Raw genomic sequence first — 21,274 nt, 5'->3', positions numbered from 1 at the left:
TGTCTCATCTTGTCGAGCCTGAAATTAAGCGTCTATTTGTGCTATTCCTGAAGACGTAACATTACTGAAAAGGAGCATTGCGTTGCTGATTTTCAACATAAGAACTGTCGGTTAGACTTTTTAAAAAAGCGATCAGATAATACGTCTCTTGCTGAGTCAATTCAAAGCCTGAGATTCTGGCATCTCGTAAAGGTGAAGCAGCGGTTTCGATATCAGACCGTCCACCTGCGGCATAATGTGCAATAACCTCTTCAAGCGTTTTTATAGAACCGTCATGCATATAAGGTGCTGACAGCTCGATATTACGTAACGTAGGAGTTCGAAACTTACCCTTATCTGAGTCGACGTTAGTCACTTCGAAAAGCCCCTGTTCTCCTTGAGGGTAACTGCCTTTTTTATCCACATTATAAAGCCCTGTATTATGAAAGCTTGGTTGTCCCGTTGCGTCGCTAAAGTGCCGACCTGAATGGCAACCAGAGCACCCTAGCGATTCACTAAAAAACAAAACCTCGCCCTTTTTAGCCGATTCACTGATAGCACCTTCTTGACCATAATAACGGTATTGATCATAAGGGGCGTTCACACTGATTAATGTTCGCTGATAAGCACCTAACGCCATAAACACCTGTTCAAAATCAATAGTGTCGCGCTCAGGAAAGGCGGCCTTGAATTTATCAGGGTACAACGGGTGATCAGAAAGGAAATTCAACACTTTTTTTTCATAGCCTAGTGTTCCCATTTCAACGGGATGCGTACCAAACATGGGAACTGTCGCTTGCTCTTCAAACAAGGTGATGTTCGGGTCAGCCCACGTCAATGTGGTCATATAGGCCGTATTAACGAGCGAGAGCGCGTTGCGGGTATGAAATTCTCCGGTGATACCAACGGACACTTTTCGATTTTCGGAAAAGGATTTTTCCGGAAGGTGGCACGTCGAGCAAGAGACATACCCCGCTCCCGAAAGGTTAGAGTCGAAAAACAGCTCTCGTCCCAATTCTACTTTTGCACTACTCATTGGGTTATTTTCGGGAACAAAGGGAGGGTCTACATCATGCGGTAAATTCCACTGCCAATCGTTTTGTTCCACTTGAGTAGCCGCTTCTCCTTGTGACCTTAAGATTAATACAAAGAATAAAACGACACTCAGCTGTATATCAATTCGCATCTCATCACTCCTATTACTGCCTATTAATCATAGTAAAAGAAGCGATGTATGGGTTATGCAAAAAAGAGTACGGTAACCTCCCTTACGAACTTTTCCTAGTCATCTTTCAAATCTGAAAACTGACGGTTTAAATCAAATTTCCGAGACGTCACATGACGTTCCATATTGGTTACACTAGCAGCAATCGTATTCAACTTATCTTTTGCTTTATGTAATCTAGCGGACGCACTCTCAGCATACTTGAACATTTTTTTCGGACGATAAGTATGATGTCGCTCATCGTATTCGTACTCGATGTCTTCGTAGTCGGGTTTAGGATCAAGAAATACCCAAAGCCCAATATACGCCATCACGGTAAACCCACCCAAAAACAAAAAACCACCGAAAACAGCAAGTCGGACAACCCAAGTATCGATGTCGAAGTGATCAGCAAGCCCTGCGCATACTCCGCCAATGTAGCCCTTCTGTGTGTTCCGATAAAGATTTAACGCCCAGCCCTGTTTCTTTTTTTGTTTAAAATCGCCTTGGTACTTATATTTCATTCTCGCTCTCCTATTGATCAAACGCACAGCTCACCGCGACTAGTCTCGTTCTTCTGCCGTAGCGTGTGCTCGCCATTGTGGGCTCGTCTCATCCAATATCTGTTCTAGCGTTCTTACTCTGTCTGACAACTTGTCGGCCTGAGCTAAAAGATGTTCCAGCTCTTTCTTTTCGGTCGAATCCAAGCCTTTTACGGATCGGGTTCGGCTGCGGTAATGCAACAATAACCAGATAGGCGCGACAAATGTCATAAAAATGATCGTGGGTACAAAGAAAAATACGGCCATACTCATAACATTGATCCCTTTATTTGATTTCTAGAAGCTTAGCTTTGTTTGTCCATCTTATCTTTAAGGCGCGCCAGTTCATCATTTATTGCATCATTGTTTTCCAGCTCGTCAAATTGAGCGTGTAAATCTTGTTTCGAGGTCGCTCCCATGTCCATTGACTCAACTTGTCCTTCCAGATGATCCATTCGACGCTCAAAGCGTTCAAACTTTTCAAATGCATCGCTGATGTCAGCACGATGACTTTGACGTTTTACTTTAAGGCGGTTTTCAACGCTAGACTGTCGCATTAGTAGCGCTTTTTGCTTCGCTTTAGCGTCATCTAACTTACTCTGCAATTGTGCAATTTCTTCATTCAATTGCTCTAGGTGTTCATCTAAATTGCCCAGTTCTGCATTGATTCCATCCATTTCCTTTTCGGATTGTTGCTTCTCAGATAGCGCCGCTCTTGCAAGATCTTCTCGGCCTTTCTCGATGGCCAATACGGCCTTCTTTTCCCACTCATGAATGTCTGCTTTTAGACGCTCAAGCCTGCGTCCTGTGGTCTTACGATCCGCTATTACTCTCGCTGTGCTGGAACGCACTTCAACTAAAGTCTCTTCCATTTCCTGAATCATCATTCGAATCATTTTTTTCGGGTCTTCGGCTTTGTCCAACAGCGAAGTAAGATTGCTGTTAATGATGTCTGTCATTCTTGAAAAAATACCCATGATCTCTTCCTCATTGTCGATAGATGAATATTCAAAGTAGCGCTCAATGCCACATTGAATAATTAATTTATACATATCAGAATGCATGCCAACTCTCATAACCCATTGATTTTGAAAAAATTAACAAAAACCATATGATTTTAGGATCATCAAAAAGGCGTATAAAACCAATTACTGGTAATTTAAACCTTCAAAATATGGTTAAATAAACCAAACTTAGCGTTAAATAATTGGGTAACGTGATGATAACTAAACCTCAGCGTATTATCGGCAGCTCATACGCGCTCGCTCGCACATTAGAACACGCGTCTCAGTTAGCAGAGATTGATCGATCCGTCTTGATTTGTGGAGAACGCGGGACAGGGAAAGAGTTGATCGCAGAGCGCTTGCACTATCTATCAAAACGCTGGGACCAACAGTTTATCTCGCTTAACTGCGCGACGCTCTCTGAAGAATTACTCGAAAGTGAGTTATTCGGTCATGAACAAGGTGCCTTTACCGGCGCAACGAAATCTCATAAAGGACGCTTTGAGCGCGCCCATTCCGGTACTTTATTCTTAGATGAATTGGGTACATTGCCAATGAGAGCACAAGAAAAGCTGCTCCGTGTTTTGGAGTATGGCGAATTCGAGCGGTTAGGCGGAAGCCAAACCATCAGTGTGGATGTAAGAGTCATTGCGGCGACCAATGCAGATCTACTTAAGCTGGCAAAAGAAGGTCGATTTCGCTCAGATTTACTCGATCGATTGGCATTTGATGTCGTGAACATTCCTCCTCTCCGTCACCGTAAAGAAGACCTTGAAGAACTGGCAGAGTTTTTTGCGATTCGGTTTACCACTGAGCTTGGCTGGGACGTCTTTCCAGGTTTTAGTGAGCAAGCGCTAACGACCCTATTCGACTACGAATGGCCAGGGAATGTTCGAGAACTTAAAAATGTGATTGAACGCTCGGTTTTTCGCACAGGGCAAACCAGCCATGAACTCACATCCATTATCATTAATCCGTTTGCACTTGATCATGAGCCCTTATCTAAAATAGGCAAAGAAGAGACGGATACCTCTACCGTAAACGCCGCTCATTCGAACGACGCTTTCAATGACCAACCGATTGACTATAAACACGAGGTAGAGCGACTTCAGCGTGAGCTTGTTTCCAAAGCGTTAGGTCGGCATCAGCACAACCAACGCAAAGCGGCGAATTATTTAGGACTGACTTACGACCAATTTCGAGGATTAGTCCGTAAATTCACACCTCCGTCCTAAATTACGGCACGGTTTCAAATGTCGGTACGCCTTCGGGGATCTCATACCAGCTTTTTTTACTTTTCACCCAAATGTGAGCATCAGGTTTAAATTCGATATCGTCAAAAGCCGTTAGCTTGAGCTTTAGAACACTCGTATCAAGCGGGTTGTAATGATAGATACGATTTCCACAGCCCGTACAAAATTTCGCCGCAGCGGTATTTCCGCTGTCAGCTTTTCGGCTCCAGTCTCCCATTTCACCTGAGATTTCAACGGTTTCTTCCTTAACGAAGAGCGTAAGACTAAACGCACTGGTCGACAGTTTCTGACATTCTTTGCAATGGCACGCCAACACTTTTGCGGGAGGGTTATTCAACACAACTTGAACTTGTCCACATTGGCAAGTTCCCTTTATAGGATAGCTCATAAACAACGCCCTATCAGATCGATGACACTAATCAGCATAGCGAACAATACAAACAAGCGTTACCACCAAATCTGACATCAAAAGTGAAAAGCACACAAAGCATGCAGTGCCTCTGAGACTTTAATCGTTCAGCTCACGTTTTTTCGCAGACCAATCGATGTCAGGCATGTTCATCCCATGTCGCCCTTTATAGTTAGGGCTTTGAGGGGGCTGCCAATCTGCTAAAACGACGTCTTCTAATTTATAAATTTCGACTTCAAGCGGGTGACAAGTAGACAAAGGGTCTTTTGCGTCAGGCCCCCATAAATCAACCGACAAATCCCCACCAGGACAACATGACAACGCGCACAGTAAATCAATCTCTGCAAAGAATTCGAGATAGTCACCTTTCTGCGCAGGGCAGGCCTTCATGAAATATTTATCTTCATTATTTAGCCCAGTACATTGGAAAATATTTAACACATCATGAACATCGAACTCGGTCAATCCAAAAGGTACAACGGCTCTGACCAAATTTGAATGACAGTGAAAGTCAAAATCATCTCCCGTCAGCAGGTGATTCACATAAGGGTCACAGCGAGTACCTAATAAATCATGCACTCGCCCGCCTTCTGCGTCTTCCCCGTAATCCGCTAGTGTGTCGTCAATAATGGTGACCATAGGGCGTAAAAACGGCAGTGTTGACCAAATTCTATCGTGAATGCTGACGTGCGCACGTTGAAGCTGGCGAGTACGAGATGCCCACATACGTTCTCTGGGGTCGTGGCGATTCCACATATTAAAATCGCCTACTTGTGGTCCATTTGGAACCTTCACACGAAATACATGCCCCGCAGGTACTTCCCAAGCCCTTCCAGAACGAAGTGGAATGTGAACCGTTTCAACCAGAGTACGCTGACAATTACCTTGCTTTAATCGCTCATAAAACTGGGTATCAATTTCCAGTTTTGACCCTTTGCCTGCCCGATAGGCCGCTTCAACATTCGACATCGTGTTCTCCCCAATTACTCTCTAACATTACGTTCTAACGCAATGACCTATGACTTCTTTTAGATTAAGCGATGAAATTACTGAAAAAAATGGATATATTTTAAGGAATAGATGACAAAAACTTGAGTTTATGACCATACCTTACAACGCACTGTATACCTTCCAACTTGCCGTCAAACTTGGCAGTTTGCGACGAACGGCTGATGAGCTGTCACTCACAGAATCCGCGGTCAGCCATCAACTTAAACGCCTAGAAACGCAAATAGGCCGACCATTACTGACCAAACAAGGCAGGCAACTCAAGCCAACGCCTGTGGGAGAAAGGCTGGCAAACCGCTTGGTTCTCCCCTTCAAAGACATCGGGGACGCTTTATCAGAGCTAAAGAACACTCAAGAAGACTTAAGCTTATATGTTCAACCTTCTTTGCTAGACGTCTGGTTACTTCCCAAACTACTGCACTTTCGACCTCAATATCCTCAAATTCGGCTATCCATAAACTACCTCACATCCGCGCCTGAAACGTTGAGCGATACGCAACTCCTTATACGCAGCTATGACCAAGATTACCGAACAAGCAATCATCTTTTTCCCATTTTGGATGGCGAGACTATTCCAGTATGTAGCCCTCTTTTTACAGAGATAAACCAAATACGGTCACCTAACGATTTAGTCGATGTCACGTTATTGCACGATAACTCAATTGACGCTTGGCAAAATTGGTTCGCACAGTTCGATCTTCACAATGCAGTACGACCCGACCTTGTATATGAAGACTTCCATTTACTTAAAAGTGCAACGTTAGCGGCTCAAGGTGTCGCACTGTGTCCGACGTGTTTAGTTAAAGAGGAGTTAGAGAGCGGAAAACTCGTGCAACTATTTTCCGATAAAGGCAATCAGGGAAGGATGTATGGATTAGAGTTCGCTACCTGCGCGAACTCTAATCTTAAACTACTCGCACATTGTCTTAGAGACAAATAAGCACGTTAACGCAGGCTGATAATTTCCCAGCCTTTCTGTTTTGCAGTTTCAGTCAAGATAGGATCAGGGTCAACGGCTATGGGGTATAACGCATTCTCAAGCAAAGGCAGGTCATTATGAGAATCACTGTAAAAGTAGGTCTCTTTCATTTCATAACCATGTTCGTTTGCCCACTGAATAGCGCGCGTCACTTTACCTTCTCTAAAAGTCGGAGTACCCACGATTTCGCCCGTAATGATGCCATCTCGATATTCAATATCGACGCCTAAGGCATGCTCAACCCCTAGGTATTTAGCAATCGGGGCAACGAGGTGCGTGCCCGTTGCGGATATAATAACAACCTCATCACCCTCTTGCTTGTGACGCTCTAGTAGCGCTTTTGCTTTATCCAACGTCATATCAGCAACCACATCTTCGATAAATCGCTGAATAAGATTATTTACATCCGCTTCCGATAACTGAGTCAACGGCGCTAGGGTGTAACGCATATACTGAGCCAGATCTAACGTACCGTTATCATAATCGTCCATGTAGGCATGATTAATCTGTAGAAAATCTTCCGGCGTTGGTGCATCGCTTTCTACTATGTATTCAGAAAATGCCTGCGCTGTATCGCCTGCAACCAATGTATTGTCCAAATCAAAAAAGGCTAATGCCATGACAACTCCTTAATAGAGACCTTTACCCTAGTGCAACTGCCACTAAACCGATAAAGGTTAAAATCACTCCGGTTAACTTTGGCATGTGAAGCGTTTCACCAAAACCAATAACCGCAAACAAAACACCCAGTGGAATACTCAATTGACGAAAAGCCACTACATAACTGACGTCGTCCACAAAGGCCATACTTAAAATAACAAGCGCATAGGTGCCCAACATGAGAACAGCGGTTAACACGCCATATTGCCACTTGTTTCTAACAACATCGTAAAAATCGTCACGCGAGGAGCGCTTAAAAAATACAAAACCAAACATCCAAAAAACCGCAAACAGGCTTTGCAACACAACATAAAGCAAAGCAATCTCTAACGCAGAAGCGACAAACTCACCTGACGGCGTCGTAAGAGCTCTCATAAAACTGGTTGCTTCATCATCCACTAATGAATAACCCGCTGTCGCAAACGCCGCAACTAAGGCAAATAATGTGGTTCGATTTACATAGTTAGCCAGTTTAAAAGATCTAAAGCTGGTTAACGGGATAAAGAAGCAGCCCGCTACAATCAATACAATGCCAACAATGGCCTGCACACTAACGCTGTCCTGACGACCTAAAACAAAGCTGGAAATACAAACCAAAATTAACGGTGAAGAACGAGCAATAGGATAAGCAACAGACATGTCACCGGCTTTATAGGCTTCTGACAACCCCCACAAATAAAGCGCTTGGAAAAAGCCCGTCACAAACAACAGCGCCAAAATGGCCCCATCGATAGAAAGAAGCAGCTCGTACTGCCATACCAATACAGGAGAAAACACCACGACGCCTGCGATCGATACAAAAAAGAAAAAAGGCACGGACGGACTGGAGCTCTTACCGAAATAATTCCAGCCCGCGTGCATAAAAGCAGAGATCAACACTAAGACAATCGCCGTTATGGTCATGTGTTTATCAGCTTAGTAGACTTAACTCGTTGACTCAGCTGTTGACTAAGGTAACCCTCCAACACTAACGTACTCGCCAGCGTTGAGAGCTTTTCAATAACACGTCACCAACAAACCAATGCACTATCTTAGCAACCATACAGGTCATCATGATCATAACGGCCATCGCGGCAGCGGGAGCAATATCACCGGCGTCATCCATGTTTAACACAGCAACAGAGGCTAGCGTTGTATTGTACGAATACAAAAATACAACAGCCGATACCGTTGTCATGGCGTTCACGAATAAATAGCTCGCAATGTCTAGAACAGCAGGCAGACAAACCGGTAACGATACACGCCAGAACGTAAAGATCTGCGGCACTTTAAGAGAAGCAGAAACGGCCTCGAACTCTGGATCAATTTGCTTCAGCGCAGTCGTTCCGGTCAAATGACACACAGTATAAAAGTGACTAATTGTACAAACGACCAATATAGTCATTGTGCCGTAGATGCCGTTTAACGGGTTATTTGGCCCATTAAAGAAAAAGATATAAGCAAGACCAAGAACCAGCCCAGGTACGGCAAGCGGCAGAATAGCGAATAAATGGAAGAACCATTTGATCACTTTATAGCCACCCAATTTTTCAATTAAATAAGACTGGAAGAAAATAAAGCCAGTACCAATCACAGCGGTATAACACGCCATTTCAATGGAATTCCAGTAGCTGTCCCAACCACCGCCGTCCATCAGGTCAAACTGATAATTATTCAAAGATAAGGTTAGATTGTATGGCCAAAAGGTGACCAAAGAGGCGTACACTGCCATGGCAATGATACCGACCACAATCGCAGATAAAATAAGCATGGTCACTAGGAAGAAGCGATCCACCAGCGGACGTTTTGGCGCAACCCAAGGAACCGCTTTTGATGTTAGCAAAGCAGATTGACGGCGCTGTAACCAGCGATCAGTAATAAAAGTAAGGATTGCTGGAAGCAGCAAAATTACACTGACGGCAGCCCCCATTTCAAAGTTTTGCTGACCAATAACCTGCTTATAAATGTCTGTCGCAAGCACGTTAAATTGCCCGCCGATCACTTTTGGTACACCAAAGTCGGTGATCACCAAAGTAAACACGACAAAAGCGACACTGATAATCCCATACTTCGCACCGGGTAAAGTGACCGTAAAAAAGGTTCGCATGGGAGAAGCGCCCAATACGTTAGCCGATTCATATAAACGAGCATCCGTATTACTCAGTGCCGTTACCATGATCATAAGGGCATGTGGAAATGTCCAAAAGCACGAACCAATGATAATACCAATAGGGCCATATATGCTTTCCCCCATTAGCAACTCTTTCATAATCCCTTGATTACCAAATAGGTAAACTAGGCTGATAGCAGGTAAGAGAGAAGGTGCCAAAATTGGCAGTGCCATAATCAGACGAAAGGAGCCTTTAAGCGGGATTTTTGTTCGTGTCAGGCCGTATGCTGCCATGAAAGCCAATGACGTCACAATAATGGTACAGACAATGGCAATCGAAACAGAATTACCGATAGAACTCGATAAACTCGGTGTTGAAATAAAGGTCAGAAAGTTATCTAGACCGACGAAATCACCCGCCTTGTTTTGAACACTTTTCGATAACAAAGAATATATCGGCAGTACAATACCAATAAAGAGAGCAATAATACCAACGACGAGAACGCCACCAAGTAACCACTCATCAAGGCTCTTTTTACCAAAAAGAGGGCGTTTAGAAGCACTTGAACCACTAGCAGAAGAAGTTGCGTCCATCATTACACCCCTTCAAATACATGCAAGCGATCTTTTGGTAACTGGCAAATAACTGAATGCCCTGCTTCAATGTTAAGTGTTGCCATTTCATTCATAGAGACGTCGGCCAACAAAGGCGCTTCAATACCATCTAGCTTCAAGGTTGATCGCACACGGGAGCCTAAAAACTCAGTGTGAGCAACGCGGCCGGTAAAGGTGTTTTGATCCTGCCCTTGAGCAAGAAAACGCACATCTTCAGGACGAATGGCAACTTGAATGGCATTTTTCTTTTGTCCAAGTTGTCCATCAAACTCAATCGTATGATCTCCCGATTTAAGTAAGTGGTCGCCAGCGATGTCCGCCTGTAAGAAGTTCATTTCACCGACAAATGACGCCACAAACGCAGATTTTGGCTGACTGTAGACCGTTTGGGGAGAGCCAATCTGTTCAATAATTCCGTGGTTCATTACGACAATTTTATCTGCCATGGTCAACGCTTCTTCCTGGTCATGGGTTACCATTATCGTGGTCACACCTAGCTTTTCTTGAAGCTGCTTTATCTCTTGACGAAGATGCGCCCTTACACGTGCATCCAAAGCAGAAAGTGGCTCATCCAACAAAAGTAGCCCAGGTGACGTTGCCAAAGCACGAGCTAATGCAACACGTTGTTGTTGCCCTCCAGAAAGTTGAGCAGGATACTTGCGCTCACTACCCGATAAGCCGACCGTAGCAAGCAGCTCTTTTACTCTATTTCGTCGCTCTTGCGCCGAAACATTTTGAGTAACAAGCCCATATGCAATGTTGTCCTCTACTGTGAGGTTTGGAAACAAGGCATAGGACTGAAATACAATACCAAAATCACGATGCTTAACAGGTGCATACGTAATGTCTTTGCCAGCCTGATTAACCTGTCCACCGGTTGGTAAATCAAGCCCAGCGATAATACGAAGTAAACTGGTTTTACCGCACCCAGAAGGCCCCAAAAAACAAACAAATTCGCCTTCAGCCACATCCAAAGATACGTCGTTTAAGGCGAGATGCGTGCCAAATTTTTGATGAATATTATTAAGCGCTAAATAAGTGCTGCTCATAGGGGTACCTTTATATTATGTGCGGTAAAACAAATGCCCCAGCATCATTCAATGACTGAGGCATAAAGTTAGATCAGTGATTATTTTGGATCACTTTTGCTGTCATAACGCTCTTGCCATGTTTTTAAGATGACTTTTCGGTTTGCAGCTGACCAACCAAAATCGTTGTCGATCATTAGAGATTCAGCGTTTTCTGGGAAGTACTTAACTGGCTTCGCAATACCCGGCATCGCGACCACTGCGTAACCTTTGTTGTACATCTCATTTGCTTTTTTAGAGACAGTCCAGTCAACCAGTGTTTGAGCAGCCTCTAACTTATCGGTACCTTTAATAATGGCCGTCGCTTCCATATCCCAACCTAAACCTTCAGATGGGAAAACGATATCAAGCGGTGCGCCTTTCTTCTTCGATTTTGCTGCACGGAAAGCAAAAGAAATACCAATGGCGGTTTCACCCGCTGCTGCTAGCTTACAAGGCTTAGAGCCTGAGTGTGTGTAGCGGCTGATATTTTGGTGTAGACCATCCATATACTCCCAGCCTTTTTCCTCACCGAAGATTTGTAGCCAGCTACTGACGTCCAAAAATCCAGTACCTGAAGAATTCGGGTTAGGCATGATGATATGCCCTTTATAGACAGGCTTTGTTAGATCTTGCCAAGAAGTCGGTTTTGGTAGACCTAGCTTCTCCGCTTCGACCGTGTTGTAACATACCGCTGCCATCCAAGCGTCCATACCTGTCCATACAGGCTCTGCTGAATTGTCACGGAATTTTGGAGAAAGTTTTTCAAAACCTTTTGGTTTGTAGGATTGCAGCATCTCTTCGCCATCCAACAACATCAAACTGGTTGCAGCAAGTCCCCAAACAACATCTGCCTGTGGGTTTTCTTTTTCGGCAAGCAATTTCGCGGTAACGATGCCAGTAGAATCACGAACCCAGTTGATTTTAATATCTGGGTGATCTTGGTTAAAACGTGCAGCGTACTTTTTCAAGTCTTCTGCTTCTACTGCTGTGTATACAGTAAGTTCCGTTTTCGCTGCATGCGCTGCAACAGATACAGTAGTGATACCCGCTAGTACAGCTAAACGATGCATCCAGTTTTTCTTGCTCATCTTCACTTCTCCAATCATTAAAGGGCGCCGATTCAAGTAATCTATTAGGCCTCTAATCAATTATCGCCAAATCGGTCAAAAAACTTAATCAGAGAACCTAACTTCAAACTGTCTATTTTTAAAATATACTGGTATAGACCAGAAGACAAGTAAAAGATAACAGCCTTTTATGTCATCAATATGACAAGAAATACTTTTTAATTGTGTAAAAAACACACTATCACGTGAAATTTAAGGAAAATAGAAGGGAATAAAAGAAAAAGTGTCGAATTCAATTCATGCGACACTTTATGAGGATGACAAAGCACTTTTGTGTGAAAGCCATTAGAGGACAAAACAAAATGATAGAAAGAGACTATTCGCGCACTTCAATTGCGATATTAACGGCATCATGTCGCCAGAATTCGTAATCGAGTTCCAACACTTGATTGCCGTTAATGTAGTTCACTCGCTCAACATGCAGCCCAGGCTGACCAGATGCGATACCAAGATCTTTAGCCGCTTCTTCGGGCAGTGAGGTGGATTTAAATGAAAGATCCATATCACGGTAGCAAAGATCATATTTGTTCTTCAGTAACTGGCTCAGTGATTGAGTAAGATCTTCATCTTCAATGCCCGGAAGATACGCAATATTGATGTACATTCTTTCGATTAAGACCGGACGCTTATCGATAAACCGTCGGCGATGCAAAAAAAGAACGGGGGACCCTTTTTTAATGCCCATTTTTTGAGCGATTTTCAATGACGCAGGCTCGACAACTTGTTCAATTTTTTCCGTCGATGGCGCAAAACCTTGCTCTGAAACATATAGGTTAAAACTAAGTTGTGCGGCAGGGTTATAGGTCACTGCAGGAGGCGTCACAAACCACCCTTTGCGATTCTCACGGTAAATCAGACCTTCCGCTTCAAGATTCTGTAGCGCTTGCCTTACCGTTACTCGGGTCAGGTTAAACTGCTCTCCAATTTCACGCTCTGAAGGAAGTTTCCCCCCTGCTTGAAGCACATTTTTGCGAATTAGATAACTAAAATGCTCTTGGATGTGGCGGTAATGCGTGTCTGCCATGATCTGACCCTTTAGGCAAATTTGATTGGGGCGCTATTCTACACCGAACCTAGACAATAGAGACAACGACTTTGCAACGAAGTGTTAAGACAGCATGAGCAAACCTTTCAAGAAAGTGTGAAATTCCTCCTCATAGGTAAAACGCGCAAGCCCTTATTTTTAGACAATCACTCGAACAGGTTCTAGTACTTTCATCTGCTCTGGCGTAATGTCGACACGGTATGCAATAACCTCAACCCCCTTTTGTACCGCCTCTTTCAACGCCTGCGCATACTTTTCATCAATATGTGCTGCTGGTGTTACCGAGTCAATCCCTGTATGACTGACACAAAAGAACAATACAGCGCGCTTACCTTGTTCCACCATCGAAGTGAGTTCATAAAGATGTTTTCGTCCTCGCTCCGTCACCGCGTCAGGGAAGTAACCTTGACCATCTTCCTCAAGTAAAGTGACACTTTTCACCTCGACATAACACTCACTTTCCGCATTAGACAAGAGCCAATCTACGCGGCTGTTCTGCCCATATTTCACTTCGGCCTTTATCTCATTGTAATTTTGCAGCTCGGGGATTACTCCACCTTTAATCGCCTCACCCACCAATTTATTTGGGTAACCCGTATTGATACAGGCTAAAAACCGCTCATCAACTTCAACTAACTCCCACGTATAAGCAAGTTTACGTTTTGGATTATCACTTTTCGATACCCAAACTCGTGCGCTTTCTTGCTGACAACGTTTCATTGAGCCTGTGTTCGGGCAGTGCGCCGTAATAATCTCGCCGCTGTCTAACTCTATATCAGACAGAAAACGCTTGTAGCGCTTGATTAAGCGCCCTTGCTGTAAAGAAACTGGGAATTTCACGTGTTTTCCTTTTTAAAACTTTTTAAAAGCTGTGTGGCTTAAACTTCAATCATATTATGGATTATATGCCGTTTCATTATATGTGGCACTTTTTCCCACACGAGATTAGACTTAGTCACTAAGCTATCGACAGAACACCTTACACAATATGTCAGCACAAGATCCAAACTGCGCCGAAACAAATTCTAAAAACCTAGTTCGCATCGCCTTAAAGCGTGTTTTAGGGGCACTTACTCGCTTGGCGATTCGATATGGCGTTAGCTTCCCTGAATTTGCGGAACTGACTAAAGATGCTTACGTAAGAGAAGTAAAGAAGTCGTTAGAACTGAACAATGAAAAAGTAACTCAAAGCCGAATTAGTATTGTCAGTGGCGTACACCGTAAAGATGTTAAACGACTCACTGACGAAGTAGACGAATCAAGCCACCTAACAACCAAGCACTCGATCACATCAAGAGTACTCAGTATTTGGTTAGGTGACAGTGGCTATTTAGATCCTCAGGGACATCCGTTGGAACTGGATCGACATGGAGAAAAGTCATTTGACACCTTAGTCAAACAAGTCAGTCTAGATATACGTCCCAGAACCTTATTCGATGAGTGGCTGCGCAGAGGCTTACTCGTCGAGCAACCCGGCGCCAAATTAAAACTCAACTTGGAAGCGCTCTTTCCAAGTGACGATTTAGAAACCAAAATGAGTTTCTTTGCCCGCAACACCGCCGATCATATTTCGGCCTGCGAACACAATCTAGACAACACTCGATCACCCTTTCCTGAGCGCTCCGTCTTTTACAACCGCTTATCTAAACAATCTGTAGATGAACTGCAAAAAACGGCGCACGAGGGAAGCCATAGCCTCCTACTTGCTTTAAATAAACAAGCGCAGCAACTAGCAGAAAGAGACGATCAAGACACACTTAACAATCATCACCGATTTATTCTCGGTACGTATTTTTTCCGGGAAGAAGAATCCTCCCTCGTGAGCGCTCAAACAGCGCAGGATCAAAAAAATGCCTAAGCTCATTAAGCTCCTGCTTGTTTCAATTTCATTGCTTATGCTGGTCGGCGCCAGTAATGACAGAGGCCTCGGTGGCACAGGTAAGGCGACAGTCGATGACCGAGGATTAGGCGGAACAGGCTTGGCAGACGATCGTGGCCTTGGCGGCACGGGAATTATCGGCACCATCACCGAATTCGGCAGCATTTGGGTAAATGGCTTAGAAATAGAGCTTGATGAACATACGTTGATTACCATCGATGGAAAGAAAGCAAACGAGACGGACCTAAGGTTAGGACAACAGGTCGCCGTACTCAGTCATAAGGTTGATAGCGATTGGTTTGCGAAAGAAATCCAGATACAACACGCATTGATTGGTGAGGTTGAAGAAGTCACTGATGATTCATTAACCATATTGGGGGAAGCCGTTTTTCGTGACCCTAAAGCGCCAGGTAATTGGCCTAACATTTCAATCGGTGACAGGCTCGCTGTCAGCGGCTATTTCTTTAATGGCGCGTTCTACAGTACAGATGTAAGTCGAGAACATCGAGCCTCTTCTACTAACTGGCAACTTTCAAGTCTCGCCTACCTCGACAACAAGGGCAATCTGAGATTGGGAAATAAACGCCTACCTTCCGGTATAGGTATCCAAGCAGGCGACAAGGTAACAATCACCCAAAACGGCATTGAAAAAGTGACAAGTCAAAAGGTGTTCGGTCGATTTGCGAATAGCTATCTAATTGAAGGTAGGAAACCTGATCGAGATAAAAAAGACACAGAAATAGATATAGAAGAAGACAAGCCTAATCAACGAGACATCGAGCTTTCTGCTAAAAGCCCTAAGCCTAAAGATGGCAATAAGAACTATGATACCAACCCGAGAACGACGCCAGAAGAACGCAATTCAACACCAAAATCTGGTTCGAATAACAATAGTAAGTCTTCAAAAAAAGAGCAAAAAACTCGAAGTAGCAGAAATGAAGGCTCATCTTCTAAGCGAAATACGAATAAGCAGGGAAGAGAAAAGAAAGATAACCGAGGAGATAAGAATCGAAGGTAACAGGTCTTTATCATTTAAATAGCCTGTTTACGTTTTAACAGTATTACGGATACAACTAAACCTTAACACCAATAAAAAAGCCAGCTTAGGCTGGCCTTTTTTTATTTCTAGACTAAACGAAATATACTATTCCCACTCAATCGTCGCAGGTGGTTTTGACGATACATCATAGGTAACACGAGAAATATGCTCTATCTCGTTGATAATACGACCAGACACTTTTTCTAATAGCTCATAAGGTAGATGAGCCCAACGCGCTGTCATAAAGTCAATTGTTTCAACGGCACGTAATGCGACAACGTATTCATAGCGACGGCCATCTCCAACAACGCCAACCGACTTAACAGGTAAGAACACGGTAAATGCCTGACTCGTTTTGTCGTACCAGCCTGATGCACGCAACTCTTCAATAAAGATAGCGTCCGCGCGACGTAAAATATCAGCGTAGTCTTTCTTAACTTCACCCAAGATACGAACACCTAGACCAGGTCCTGGGAACGGGTGACGGTAAACCATATGTGGAGGTAAGCCTAGTTCCACGCCTAATTTACGAACCTCGTCTTTAAATAGCTCTCGTAGAGGTTCAACCAATTCGAATTGCATATCTTCTGGAAGGCCACCCACATTGTGGTGAGATTTAATGACATGTGCTTTACCGGTTTTAGAGGCCGCAGATTCAATGACATCCGGATAGATAGTGCCTTGCGCAAGGAAATCAACGTCCGTTAATTTAGCCGCTTCTTCGTCAAAAATATCGATAAAAGTATTACCGATAATCTTACGTTTCTGCTCGGGGTCCGCCACACCAGCAAGTTTACCTAAGAACAAGTCTTCTGCATCAACGCGAATCACATTCACACCCATGTTTTCTGCAAACATAGACATTACTTGATCGCCTTCATCTAAACGAAGTAGACCGTTGTCGACAAAAACACAGGTCAGCTTATCGCCGATTGCCTTATGAAGAAGAGCCGCAACGACAGATGAATCTACACCACCAGAAAGAGCCAACAAAACCTTCTTATTGCCAACTTGCTCACGCATGCGAGCGATTGCGTCTTCTGCAATATTTGCTGGCGTCCAAAGCGTTTCACAGCCACAGATATCCACAACAAAACGAGAAAGAATAACACCACCTTGTTTAGTGTGAGTCACTTCAGGGTGGAATTGAACACCGTAGAATTTCTTCGCCTCATTCGCCATACCTGCGATTGGGCAGCTTTCAGTTGACGCCATCAAAGAAAAGCCTTCTGGCATTTCAACCACTTTGTCACCGTGGCTCATCCAGACATCAAGCAATGACACGCCATTGTTAGCAATGTGATCAGCTACGCCATTCAACAATGTATAGTCTTCATGTGAACGAATTTGCGCGTACCCAAATTCACGTACATCAGAGCACTGAACTTTACCGCCCATTTGCTCGGCCATGGTTTGCATGCCGTAACAAATGCCCAGTACAGGAACACCTAATGAAAATACAGTTTCAGGTGCGCGCGGTGAACCTTCTTCGGCAACAGATTCAGGACCGCCCGCCAAAATAATGCCCCTTGGAGCAAAATCGACAATTTCCTGGTCCGTCATATCAAAAGCACGAATTTCACAGAAAATACCAATTTCACGAACACGGCGAGCGATTAACTGAGTATATTGAGAACCAAAATCTAAAATAAGTATCTTATGAGCGTGGATATCTTGCGACATTGTTAGCCTATCCTTCACCCTTACACAAAGGGCTACGTATCAAAATAAATTATCAAATAAAGATGGGGTGTCAATGACACCCCATCTGAGTTTCTTTTACTATCTAAACTTAGCCAGCTTGATAGTTCGGTGCTTCTTTGGTGATTGTCACGTCATGTACGTGACTTTCACGCATTCCAGCGCCTGTAATCTGTGAGAATTGCGTTTTCGTACGCATTGACTCGATATCTGCGGAGCCAGTATACCCCATCGATGCTCTTACACCACCAATTAGCTGATGAACCACTGCCGCCATCGGGCCTTTTGAAGGAACGCGCCCTTCAATACCTTCTGGAACAAGTTTCTCTACACCACTGTTTGCGTCTTGAAAATAACGGTCGCTAGAACCTTGAGATTGAGACATTGCACCTAATGAGCCCATACCTCGATACGCTTTAAAAGAGCGTCCTTGGAACAGAACCACTTCGCCAGGTGCTTCATCAGTACCTGCTAGTAGGCCACCAACCATGATAACACTTGCGCCAGCAGCAATCGCTTTAGCAATGTCACCAGAGAAGCGTACACCACCATCAGCAATAACAGGAATACCACGAGGATTCATTGCTTCAGCAACGTTCGCAACAGCACTAATTTGTGGGACACCGACACCAGCAACAATACGAGTTGTACAGATAGAACCTGGGCCAATACCCACTTTTACGCCGTCTGCACCTGCATCAGCTAAGGCAATGGCCGCTTCCGCTGTCGCGATGTTACCACCAACAACTTGAATATGAGGGAAGTTCTCTTTTACCCAACGAACACGATCAATCACTCCTTTAGAGTGACCATGAGCTGTGTCAACAACGATAAGATCAACACCCGCTTCCGCTAGAGCGGTTACACGATCTTCTGTGTCAGCACCCGTACCAACAGCTGCGCCGCAACGAAGGCTACCTTGCTCATCTTTACAAGCGTCAGGATAAGTTCGCGCTTTATTGATATCAGTAACCGTCATCATACCGCGAAGTTCAAACTTGTCGTTTACCACTAACACTTTTTCAATGCGGTGTTCGTGCAGCATTTTACGCACACGGCCTTGAGAGGCATTCTCTTCTTCAATAGTGACCAAACGCTCTTTTGGCGTCATGATGTCAGCAACCGTTTGATCAAAATCTTTGACAAAACGAACATCTCGACTCGTAACAATCCCAACCAAATCGTTGCCTTCTACAACGGGTACACCAGAAATATTGTGCGCTGATGTCAAGTTCATCAATTCACGAACACTGGCACTTGGATTAATCGTTACCGGATCACGAACGATACCACTTTCGAATTTTTTCACTCGACGGACTTCTGCCGACTGCTCTTCGATGGTAAGGTTTTTATGAATAATACCGATGCCACCTTCTTGCGCTAACGCAATTGCCATACGATGTTCAGTAACCGTATCCATTGCAGCAGAAACAAGTGGGATGTTTAGTTCGATACCTTTTGAGATACGCGTTTTTAGACTAACGTCTTTTGGTAAGACTTCAGAATAGCCTGGGATAAGCAGTACGTCGTCAAACGTTAAAGCTTCTTGAACAATTCGCAACATAGTGGGGAGTTTCCAATGCCAACAGGGTGTTAAGATGGCAAGTAATTCTATCTCAACAGGGACGTTCGGTAAATCAAAACCATGAGTGATTGATGAAAAAATTTACAACTTTGCACACTTCAGAGCCAACTTTCAGCGTATCAGAGCTAAATAGACAGATACAACAGCTTCTAGAGGCAAGTTTGCCTTGGATTCTTGTAGAAGGTGAAATATCGAATTTAGCTCGTCCGGCGTCTGGACACTGGTACTTTTCACTGAAAGATGACAAAGCTCAAATCCGCTGTGCTATGTTTAAAAACCGCAACTCCGCCGTTCGTTTTCGCCCAAAAGACGGCGATCATGTTCGGCTTAGAGCGAAGGTGACTTTCTATGGACCAAAAGGAGATTGCCAACTCACTGTCGAGAGCATGGAGTCGGGTGGAGAAGGAGCATTGCAAGCAGCCTATGACCGACTCAAGGCCAAATTACAGTTAGAAGGGCTGTTTGAGCAAAATCACAAAAAGCCGTTACCAAAACGACCTGAACGGATCGCAATTATCACCTCTCCTGCCGGTGCCGCCATTCGAGATATGATTATCGCTTTTCGACGCCGCTTCCCTCTAACAGAATTAACAATATTGCCCTCTCTCGTTCAGGGTCAAGGTTCTGCGGCCAATTTAACAAAGCAATTAGAGCGAGCTGACAGCAGCGGCCATTTCGATGCCATTATTATTGGTCGGGGCGGCGGCTCCTTAGAAGACCTTTGGAGTTTTAACGATGAGCTTCTCGCGCGTAGCATTTTTCATTGTACAACCCCTATCGTCTCCGCTGTTGGGCATGAGACAGACTTCACGATTGCAGATTTTGTTGCAGACATAAGAGCAGCAACGCCAACCGCCGCCGCAGAATTACTAAGTCCCGAAATCTCAACCTTACTATCGGGTTTAAAGCAATCTGAACTCAAACTAACGAGGCGAATAGAGAGCATCACTCAAACCGCACAGCAAAGGCTAGACTTTCTCTTAAAGCGGATTCGACACCCTAAAGAACGCCTTGATATCCAGCAAGATAAATTACACAACTTAAATCATCGCTTAAAAGAAGGCATCCAAAAACACCTAGATTCGAAACAAGTTCGATTAGAGAAAGATTCGATAAAACTCATGTCCACGTCACCGATGCGCACTATAGTCAAAGAACAAGCGTACATAGAGCAACTCGAAGGGCGCTTAAACAGAGCGCTAAAAAGCACAATGACATCTAAGGCAACAACCTTTACCCGACTCGTTGAACAACTTAACTTAGTGAGCCCTCTAAATACTTTAGCCAGAGGGTATGCGATCGCGACACAAGATAAAAAAGTGATCCGTTCAAAAGATGACATTAGTGTCGGCAGTACCCTCAATATTAAAGTCGAAGACGGCTCTTTCGATTGTCAGGTTACACACATAGACGACATAGAAAAGGCGTTTTAAACTCTACTGGATATAGAAGCATCTCGACACCGAAGGAATTGTAATGACCGATATAAAATTTCTGAGTAAGCTCTCCGCTCTGACTGTTTGTTGTCTGTTAGCCGCGTGCACACAAACTCAATTGACCCCTGCTAGCAATGCTAGCCCAACAGCGGAAAACACCTGTATTCAGGAAGAGTTAAAATCGCCTAACTTACAATTCAACTGCGGTAATCGCATTATTGCCATTACAGTCGACGCTGAAAACTCGTCGCCTCCAGGCATGTTTGATAAAGAAAACGGGCAATGGACTCTAGCCCTGTCATTTGAAGCTAAATCTTCGACAAAACCACCGCTAACATTCGATTTCACAAACGCAAAGTTGACACGGGATGACATTAAAATCGCAGGTCTAGACGTCGACGATAGCATTACCAATACTATAAGAGTTAAAAGCTCAGTCACGGGGACCGAACCTGTTTTTGTGTCTGGTATCAAAGTCTCTACTGAACTAAAACAATTTGAGCTCAATACCATCGAGATAAAGCTTAATTATAACGAACTAACATTAGGCAAGTTTGTCCTTGAAGTGCTTGCTCACTCAGCCATTATTTTAGGCAGCTAGCCCTTAAATAATCTACATTTATAAAAATCTTTGATGGCTATCTAAGCGT

General features: G+C 44.1%; 21 protein-coding genes. 6 read left to right on the top strand and 15 right to left on the bottom strand.

Annotated features, from left to right (window positions below; genetic code table 11):
- Positions 1 to 61: 61 nt before the first annotated feature.
- The 4 genes from MARME_RS01730 to pspA all read right to left on the bottom strand — a co-directional run bounded on the left by MARME_RS01730 (position 62) and on the right by pspA (position 2,702).
- Positions 62 to 1,165 (bottom strand): methanobactin export MATE transporter MbnM, encoded by a 1,104-nt coding sequence (locus tag MARME_RS01730; protein WP_013659550.1) that lies wholly within the window; start codon positions 1,163 to 1,165, stop codon positions 62 to 64.
- Positions 1,166 to 1,260: 95 nt separating this feature from the next.
- Positions 1,261 to 1,707, bottom strand: coding sequence for a PspC domain-containing protein (locus MARME_RS01725; protein WP_013659549.1), 447 nt, complete (start codon positions 1,705 to 1,707; stop codon positions 1,261 to 1,263).
- A gap of 39 nt (positions 1,708 to 1,746) precedes the next feature.
- Positions 1,747 to 1,998 carry an envelope stress response membrane protein PspB gene (gene pspB / locus MARME_RS01720; protein WP_013659548.1) on the bottom strand — a complete coding sequence of 84 codons (252 nt, stop codon included), beginning with the start codon at positions 1,996 to 1,998 and terminating at the stop codon, positions 1,747 to 1,749.
- 32 nt (positions 1,999 to 2,030) lie between these two features.
- Entirely contained in the window at positions 2,031 to 2,702 is a 672-nt protein-coding gene (gene pspA, locus MARME_RS01715; RefSeq protein ID WP_041648116.1) for a phage shock protein PspA, read from the bottom strand.
- A 242-nt stretch (positions 2,703 to 2,944) separates the two neighbouring features.
- On the opposite strand from pspA, the gene pspF reads away from it, so the two are divergent.
- Positions 2,945 to 3,964: a phage shock protein operon transcriptional activator gene (pspF, locus tag MARME_RS01710; RefSeq protein WP_013659546.1), complete on the top strand. Its 1,020-nt coding sequence runs from the start codon at positions 2,945 to 2,947 to the stop codon at positions 3,962 to 3,964.
- A 1-nt stretch (position 3,965) separates the two neighbouring features.
- Here pspF and MARME_RS01705 read toward each other — a convergent pair whose 3' ends face one another.
- Positions 3,966 to 4,370 (bottom strand): GFA family protein, encoded by a 405-nt coding sequence (locus MARME_RS01705; RefSeq protein WP_013659545.1) that lies wholly within the window; start codon positions 4,368 to 4,370, stop codon positions 3,966 to 3,968.
- 120 nt (positions 4,371 to 4,490) lie between these two features.
- Positions 4,491 to 5,360 (bottom strand): urea carboxylase-associated family protein, encoded by an 870-nt coding sequence (locus MARME_RS01700; RefSeq protein WP_013659544.1) that lies wholly within the window; start codon positions 5,358 to 5,360, stop codon positions 4,491 to 4,493.
- A 130-nt stretch (positions 5,361 to 5,490) separates the two neighbouring features.
- Between MARME_RS01700 and MARME_RS01695 the strand changes: the two genes are divergently transcribed.
- Positions 5,491 to 6,339, top strand: a complete 849-nt coding sequence (locus tag MARME_RS01695; protein ID WP_013659543.1) for a LysR family transcriptional regulator — start codon at positions 5,491 to 5,493, stop codon at positions 6,337 to 6,339.
- A 5-nt stretch (positions 6,340 to 6,344) separates the two neighbouring features.
- Here the strand turns inward: MARME_RS01695 and MARME_RS01690 are convergent, their stop codons facing one another.
- The 7 genes from MARME_RS01690 to sfsA form a co-directional block, all read right to left on the bottom strand.
- Positions 6,345 to 6,998 (bottom strand): HAD family hydrolase, encoded by a 654-nt coding sequence (locus MARME_RS01690; protein ID WP_013659542.1) that lies wholly within the window; start codon positions 6,996 to 6,998, stop codon positions 6,345 to 6,347.
- Between the two features lie 22 nt (positions 6,999 to 7,020).
- The gene (locus tag MARME_RS01685; protein ID WP_013659541.1) at positions 7,021 to 7,941 is read right to left on the bottom strand and encodes an EamA family transporter; all 921 of its coding nucleotides are present in this window, start codon (positions 7,939 to 7,941) and stop codon (positions 7,021 to 7,023) included.
- A 64-nt stretch (positions 7,942 to 8,005) separates the two neighbouring features.
- Positions 8,006 to 9,724, bottom strand: a complete 1,719-nt coding sequence (locus MARME_RS01680) for a putative 2-aminoethylphosphonate ABC transporter permease subunit (protein WP_013659540.1) — start codon at positions 9,722 to 9,724, stop codon at positions 8,006 to 8,008.
- Positions 9,724 to 10,791 carry a putative 2-aminoethylphosphonate ABC transporter ATP-binding protein gene (locus MARME_RS01675; protein WP_013659539.1) on the bottom strand — a complete coding sequence of 356 codons (1,068 nt, stop codon included), beginning with the start codon at positions 10,789 to 10,791 and terminating at the stop codon, positions 9,724 to 9,726. Before MARME_RS01675 ends, MARME_RS01680 begins: the two co-directional genes overlap by 1 nt.
- A gap of 80 nt (positions 10,792 to 10,871) precedes the next feature.
- The gene (locus MARME_RS01670; protein ID WP_013659538.1) at positions 10,872 to 11,900 is read right to left on the bottom strand and encodes a putative 2-aminoethylphosphonate ABC transporter substrate-binding protein; all 1,029 of its coding nucleotides are present in this window, start codon (positions 11,898 to 11,900) and stop codon (positions 10,872 to 10,874) included.
- Positions 11,901 to 12,255: 355 nt separating this feature from the next.
- The gene (gene phnR, locus MARME_RS01665; protein ID WP_013659537.1) at positions 12,256 to 12,963 is read right to left on the bottom strand and encodes a phosphonate utilization transcriptional regulator PhnR; all 708 of its coding nucleotides are present in this window, start codon (positions 12,961 to 12,963) and stop codon (positions 12,256 to 12,258) included.
- Between the two features lie 159 nt (positions 12,964 to 13,122).
- Complete coding sequence (gene sfsA, locus MARME_RS01660) at positions 13,123 to 13,824, bottom strand: DNA/RNA nuclease SfsA (RefSeq protein ID WP_013659536.1); 702 nt, start codon at positions 13,822 to 13,824, stop codon at positions 13,123 to 13,125.
- Positions 13,825 to 13,972: 148 nt separating this feature from the next.
- On the opposite strand from sfsA, the gene MARME_RS01655 reads away from it, so the two are divergent.
- The gene (locus MARME_RS01655; protein ID WP_013659535.1) at positions 13,973 to 14,842 is read left to right on the top strand and encodes a DUF6502 family protein; all 870 of its coding nucleotides are present in this window, start codon (positions 13,973 to 13,975) and stop codon (positions 14,840 to 14,842) included.
- Positions 14,835 to 15,881 (top strand): DUF5666 domain-containing protein, encoded by a 1,047-nt coding sequence (locus tag MARME_RS01650; protein ID WP_013659534.1) that lies wholly within the window; start codon positions 14,835 to 14,837, stop codon positions 15,879 to 15,881. The genes MARME_RS01655 and MARME_RS01650 overlap by 8 nt, the downstream gene beginning before the upstream one ends.
- Positions 15,882 to 16,007: 126 nt before the next feature.
- Here the strand turns inward: MARME_RS01650 and guaA are convergent, their stop codons facing one another.
- Positions 16,008 to 17,585 carry a glutamine-hydrolyzing GMP synthase gene (guaA, locus tag MARME_RS01645; RefSeq protein ID WP_013659533.1) on the bottom strand — a complete coding sequence of 526 codons (1,578 nt, stop codon included), beginning with the start codon at positions 17,583 to 17,585 and terminating at the stop codon, positions 16,008 to 16,010.
- A 109-nt stretch (positions 17,586 to 17,694) separates the two neighbouring features.
- Complete coding sequence (guaB, locus tag MARME_RS01640; protein ID WP_013659532.1) at positions 17,695 to 19,167, bottom strand: IMP dehydrogenase; 1,473 nt, start codon at positions 19,165 to 19,167, stop codon at positions 17,695 to 17,697.
- 92 nt (positions 19,168 to 19,259) lie between these two features.
- On the opposite strand from guaB, the gene xseA reads away from it, so the two are divergent.
- Positions 19,260 to 20,621: an exodeoxyribonuclease VII large subunit gene (gene xseA / locus MARME_RS01635; RefSeq protein ID WP_013659531.1), complete on the top strand. Its 1,362-nt coding sequence runs from the start codon at positions 19,260 to 19,262 to the stop codon at positions 20,619 to 20,621.
- A gap of 43 nt (positions 20,622 to 20,664) precedes the next feature.
- Positions 20,665 to 21,225, top strand: coding sequence for a hypothetical protein (locus MARME_RS01630; RefSeq protein ID WP_013659530.1), 561 nt, complete (start codon positions 20,665 to 20,667; stop codon positions 21,223 to 21,225).
- The last annotated feature ends 49 nt before the right edge of the window (positions 21,226 to 21,274 follow it).

It is taken from the genome of Marinomonas mediterranea MMB-1 (genome assembly GCF_000192865.1).
Taxonomy (GTDB): Bacteria; Pseudomonadota; Gammaproteobacteria; order Pseudomonadales; family Marinomonadaceae; genus Marinomonas; species Marinomonas mediterranea.
The sequence above is the reverse complement of the archived record's forward strand: the minus strand, read 5'-3'. Positions and strand labels throughout refer to the sequence as shown.

Bases quoted from the DNA above. Each gene is read 5' to 3' on its own strand.
- MARME_RS01695 (WP_013659543.1), top strand. From the start codon at position 5,491: ATGACCATACCTTACAACGCACTGTATACCTTCCAACTTGCCGTCAAA.
- MARME_RS01630 (WP_013659530.1), top strand. From the start codon at position 20,665: ATGACCGATATAAAATTTCTGAGTAAGCTCTCCGCTCTGACTGTTTGT.
- MARME_RS01650 (WP_013659534.1), top strand. From the start codon at position 14,835: ATGCCTAAGCTCATTAAGCTCCTGCTTGTTTCAATTTCATTGCTTATG.
- guaA (WP_013659533.1), bottom strand. From the start codon at position 17,585: ATGTCGCAAGATATCCACGCTCATAAGATACTTATTTTAGATTTTGGT.
- MARME_RS01730 (WP_013659550.1), bottom strand. From the start codon at position 1,165: ATGCGAATTGATATACAGCTGAGTGTCGTTTTATTCTTTGTATTAATC.
- phnR (WP_013659537.1), bottom strand. From the start codon at position 12,963: ATGGCAGACACGCATTACCGCCACATCCAAGAGCATTTTAGTTATCTA.
- guaB (WP_013659532.1), bottom strand. From the start codon at position 19,167: ATGTTGCGAATTGTTCAAGAAGCTTTAACGTTTGACGACGTACTGCTT.
- xseA (WP_013659531.1), top strand. From the start codon at position 19,260: ATGAAAAAATTTACAACTTTGCACACTTCAGAGCCAACTTTCAGCGTA.
- MARME_RS01680 (WP_013659540.1), bottom strand. From the start codon at position 9,724: ATGATGGACGCAACTTCTTCTGCTAGTGGTTCAAGTGCTTCTAAACGC.
- MARME_RS01705 (WP_013659545.1), bottom strand. From the start codon at position 4,370: ATGAGCTATCCTATAAAGGGAACTTGCCAATGTGGACAAGTTCAAGTT.
- pspA (WP_041648116.1), bottom strand. From the start codon at position 2,702: ATGGGTATTTTTTCAAGAATGACAGACATCATTAACAGCAATCTTACT.
- pspB (WP_013659548.1), bottom strand. From the start codon at position 1,998: ATGAGTATGGCCGTATTTTTCTTTGTACCCACGATCATTTTTATGACA.
- MARME_RS01670 (WP_013659538.1), bottom strand. From the start codon at position 11,900: ATGAGCAAGAAAAACTGGATGCATCGTTTAGCTGTACTAGCGGGTATC.
- MARME_RS01685 (WP_013659541.1), bottom strand. From the start codon at position 7,941: ATGACCATAACGGCGATTGTCTTAGTGTTGATCTCTGCTTTTATGCAC.
- MARME_RS01725 (WP_013659549.1), bottom strand. From the start codon at position 1,707: ATGAAATATAAGTACCAAGGCGATTTTAAACAAAAAAAGAAACAGGGC.
- MARME_RS01690 (WP_013659542.1), bottom strand. From the start codon at position 6,998: ATGGCATTAGCCTTTTTTGATTTGGACAATACATTGGTTGCAGGCGAT.
- MARME_RS01700 (WP_013659544.1), bottom strand. From the start codon at position 5,360: ATGTCGAATGTTGAAGCGGCCTATCGGGCAGGCAAAGGGTCAAAACTG.
- MARME_RS01675 (WP_013659539.1), bottom strand. From the start codon at position 10,791: ATGAGCAGCACTTATTTAGCGCTTAATAATATTCATCAAAAATTTGGC.
- pspF (WP_013659546.1), top strand. From the start codon at position 2,945: ATGATAACTAAACCTCAGCGTATTATCGGCAGCTCATACGCGCTCGCT.
- MARME_RS01655 (WP_013659535.1), top strand. From the start codon at position 13,973: ATGTCAGCACAAGATCCAAACTGCGCCGAAACAAATTCTAAAAACCTA.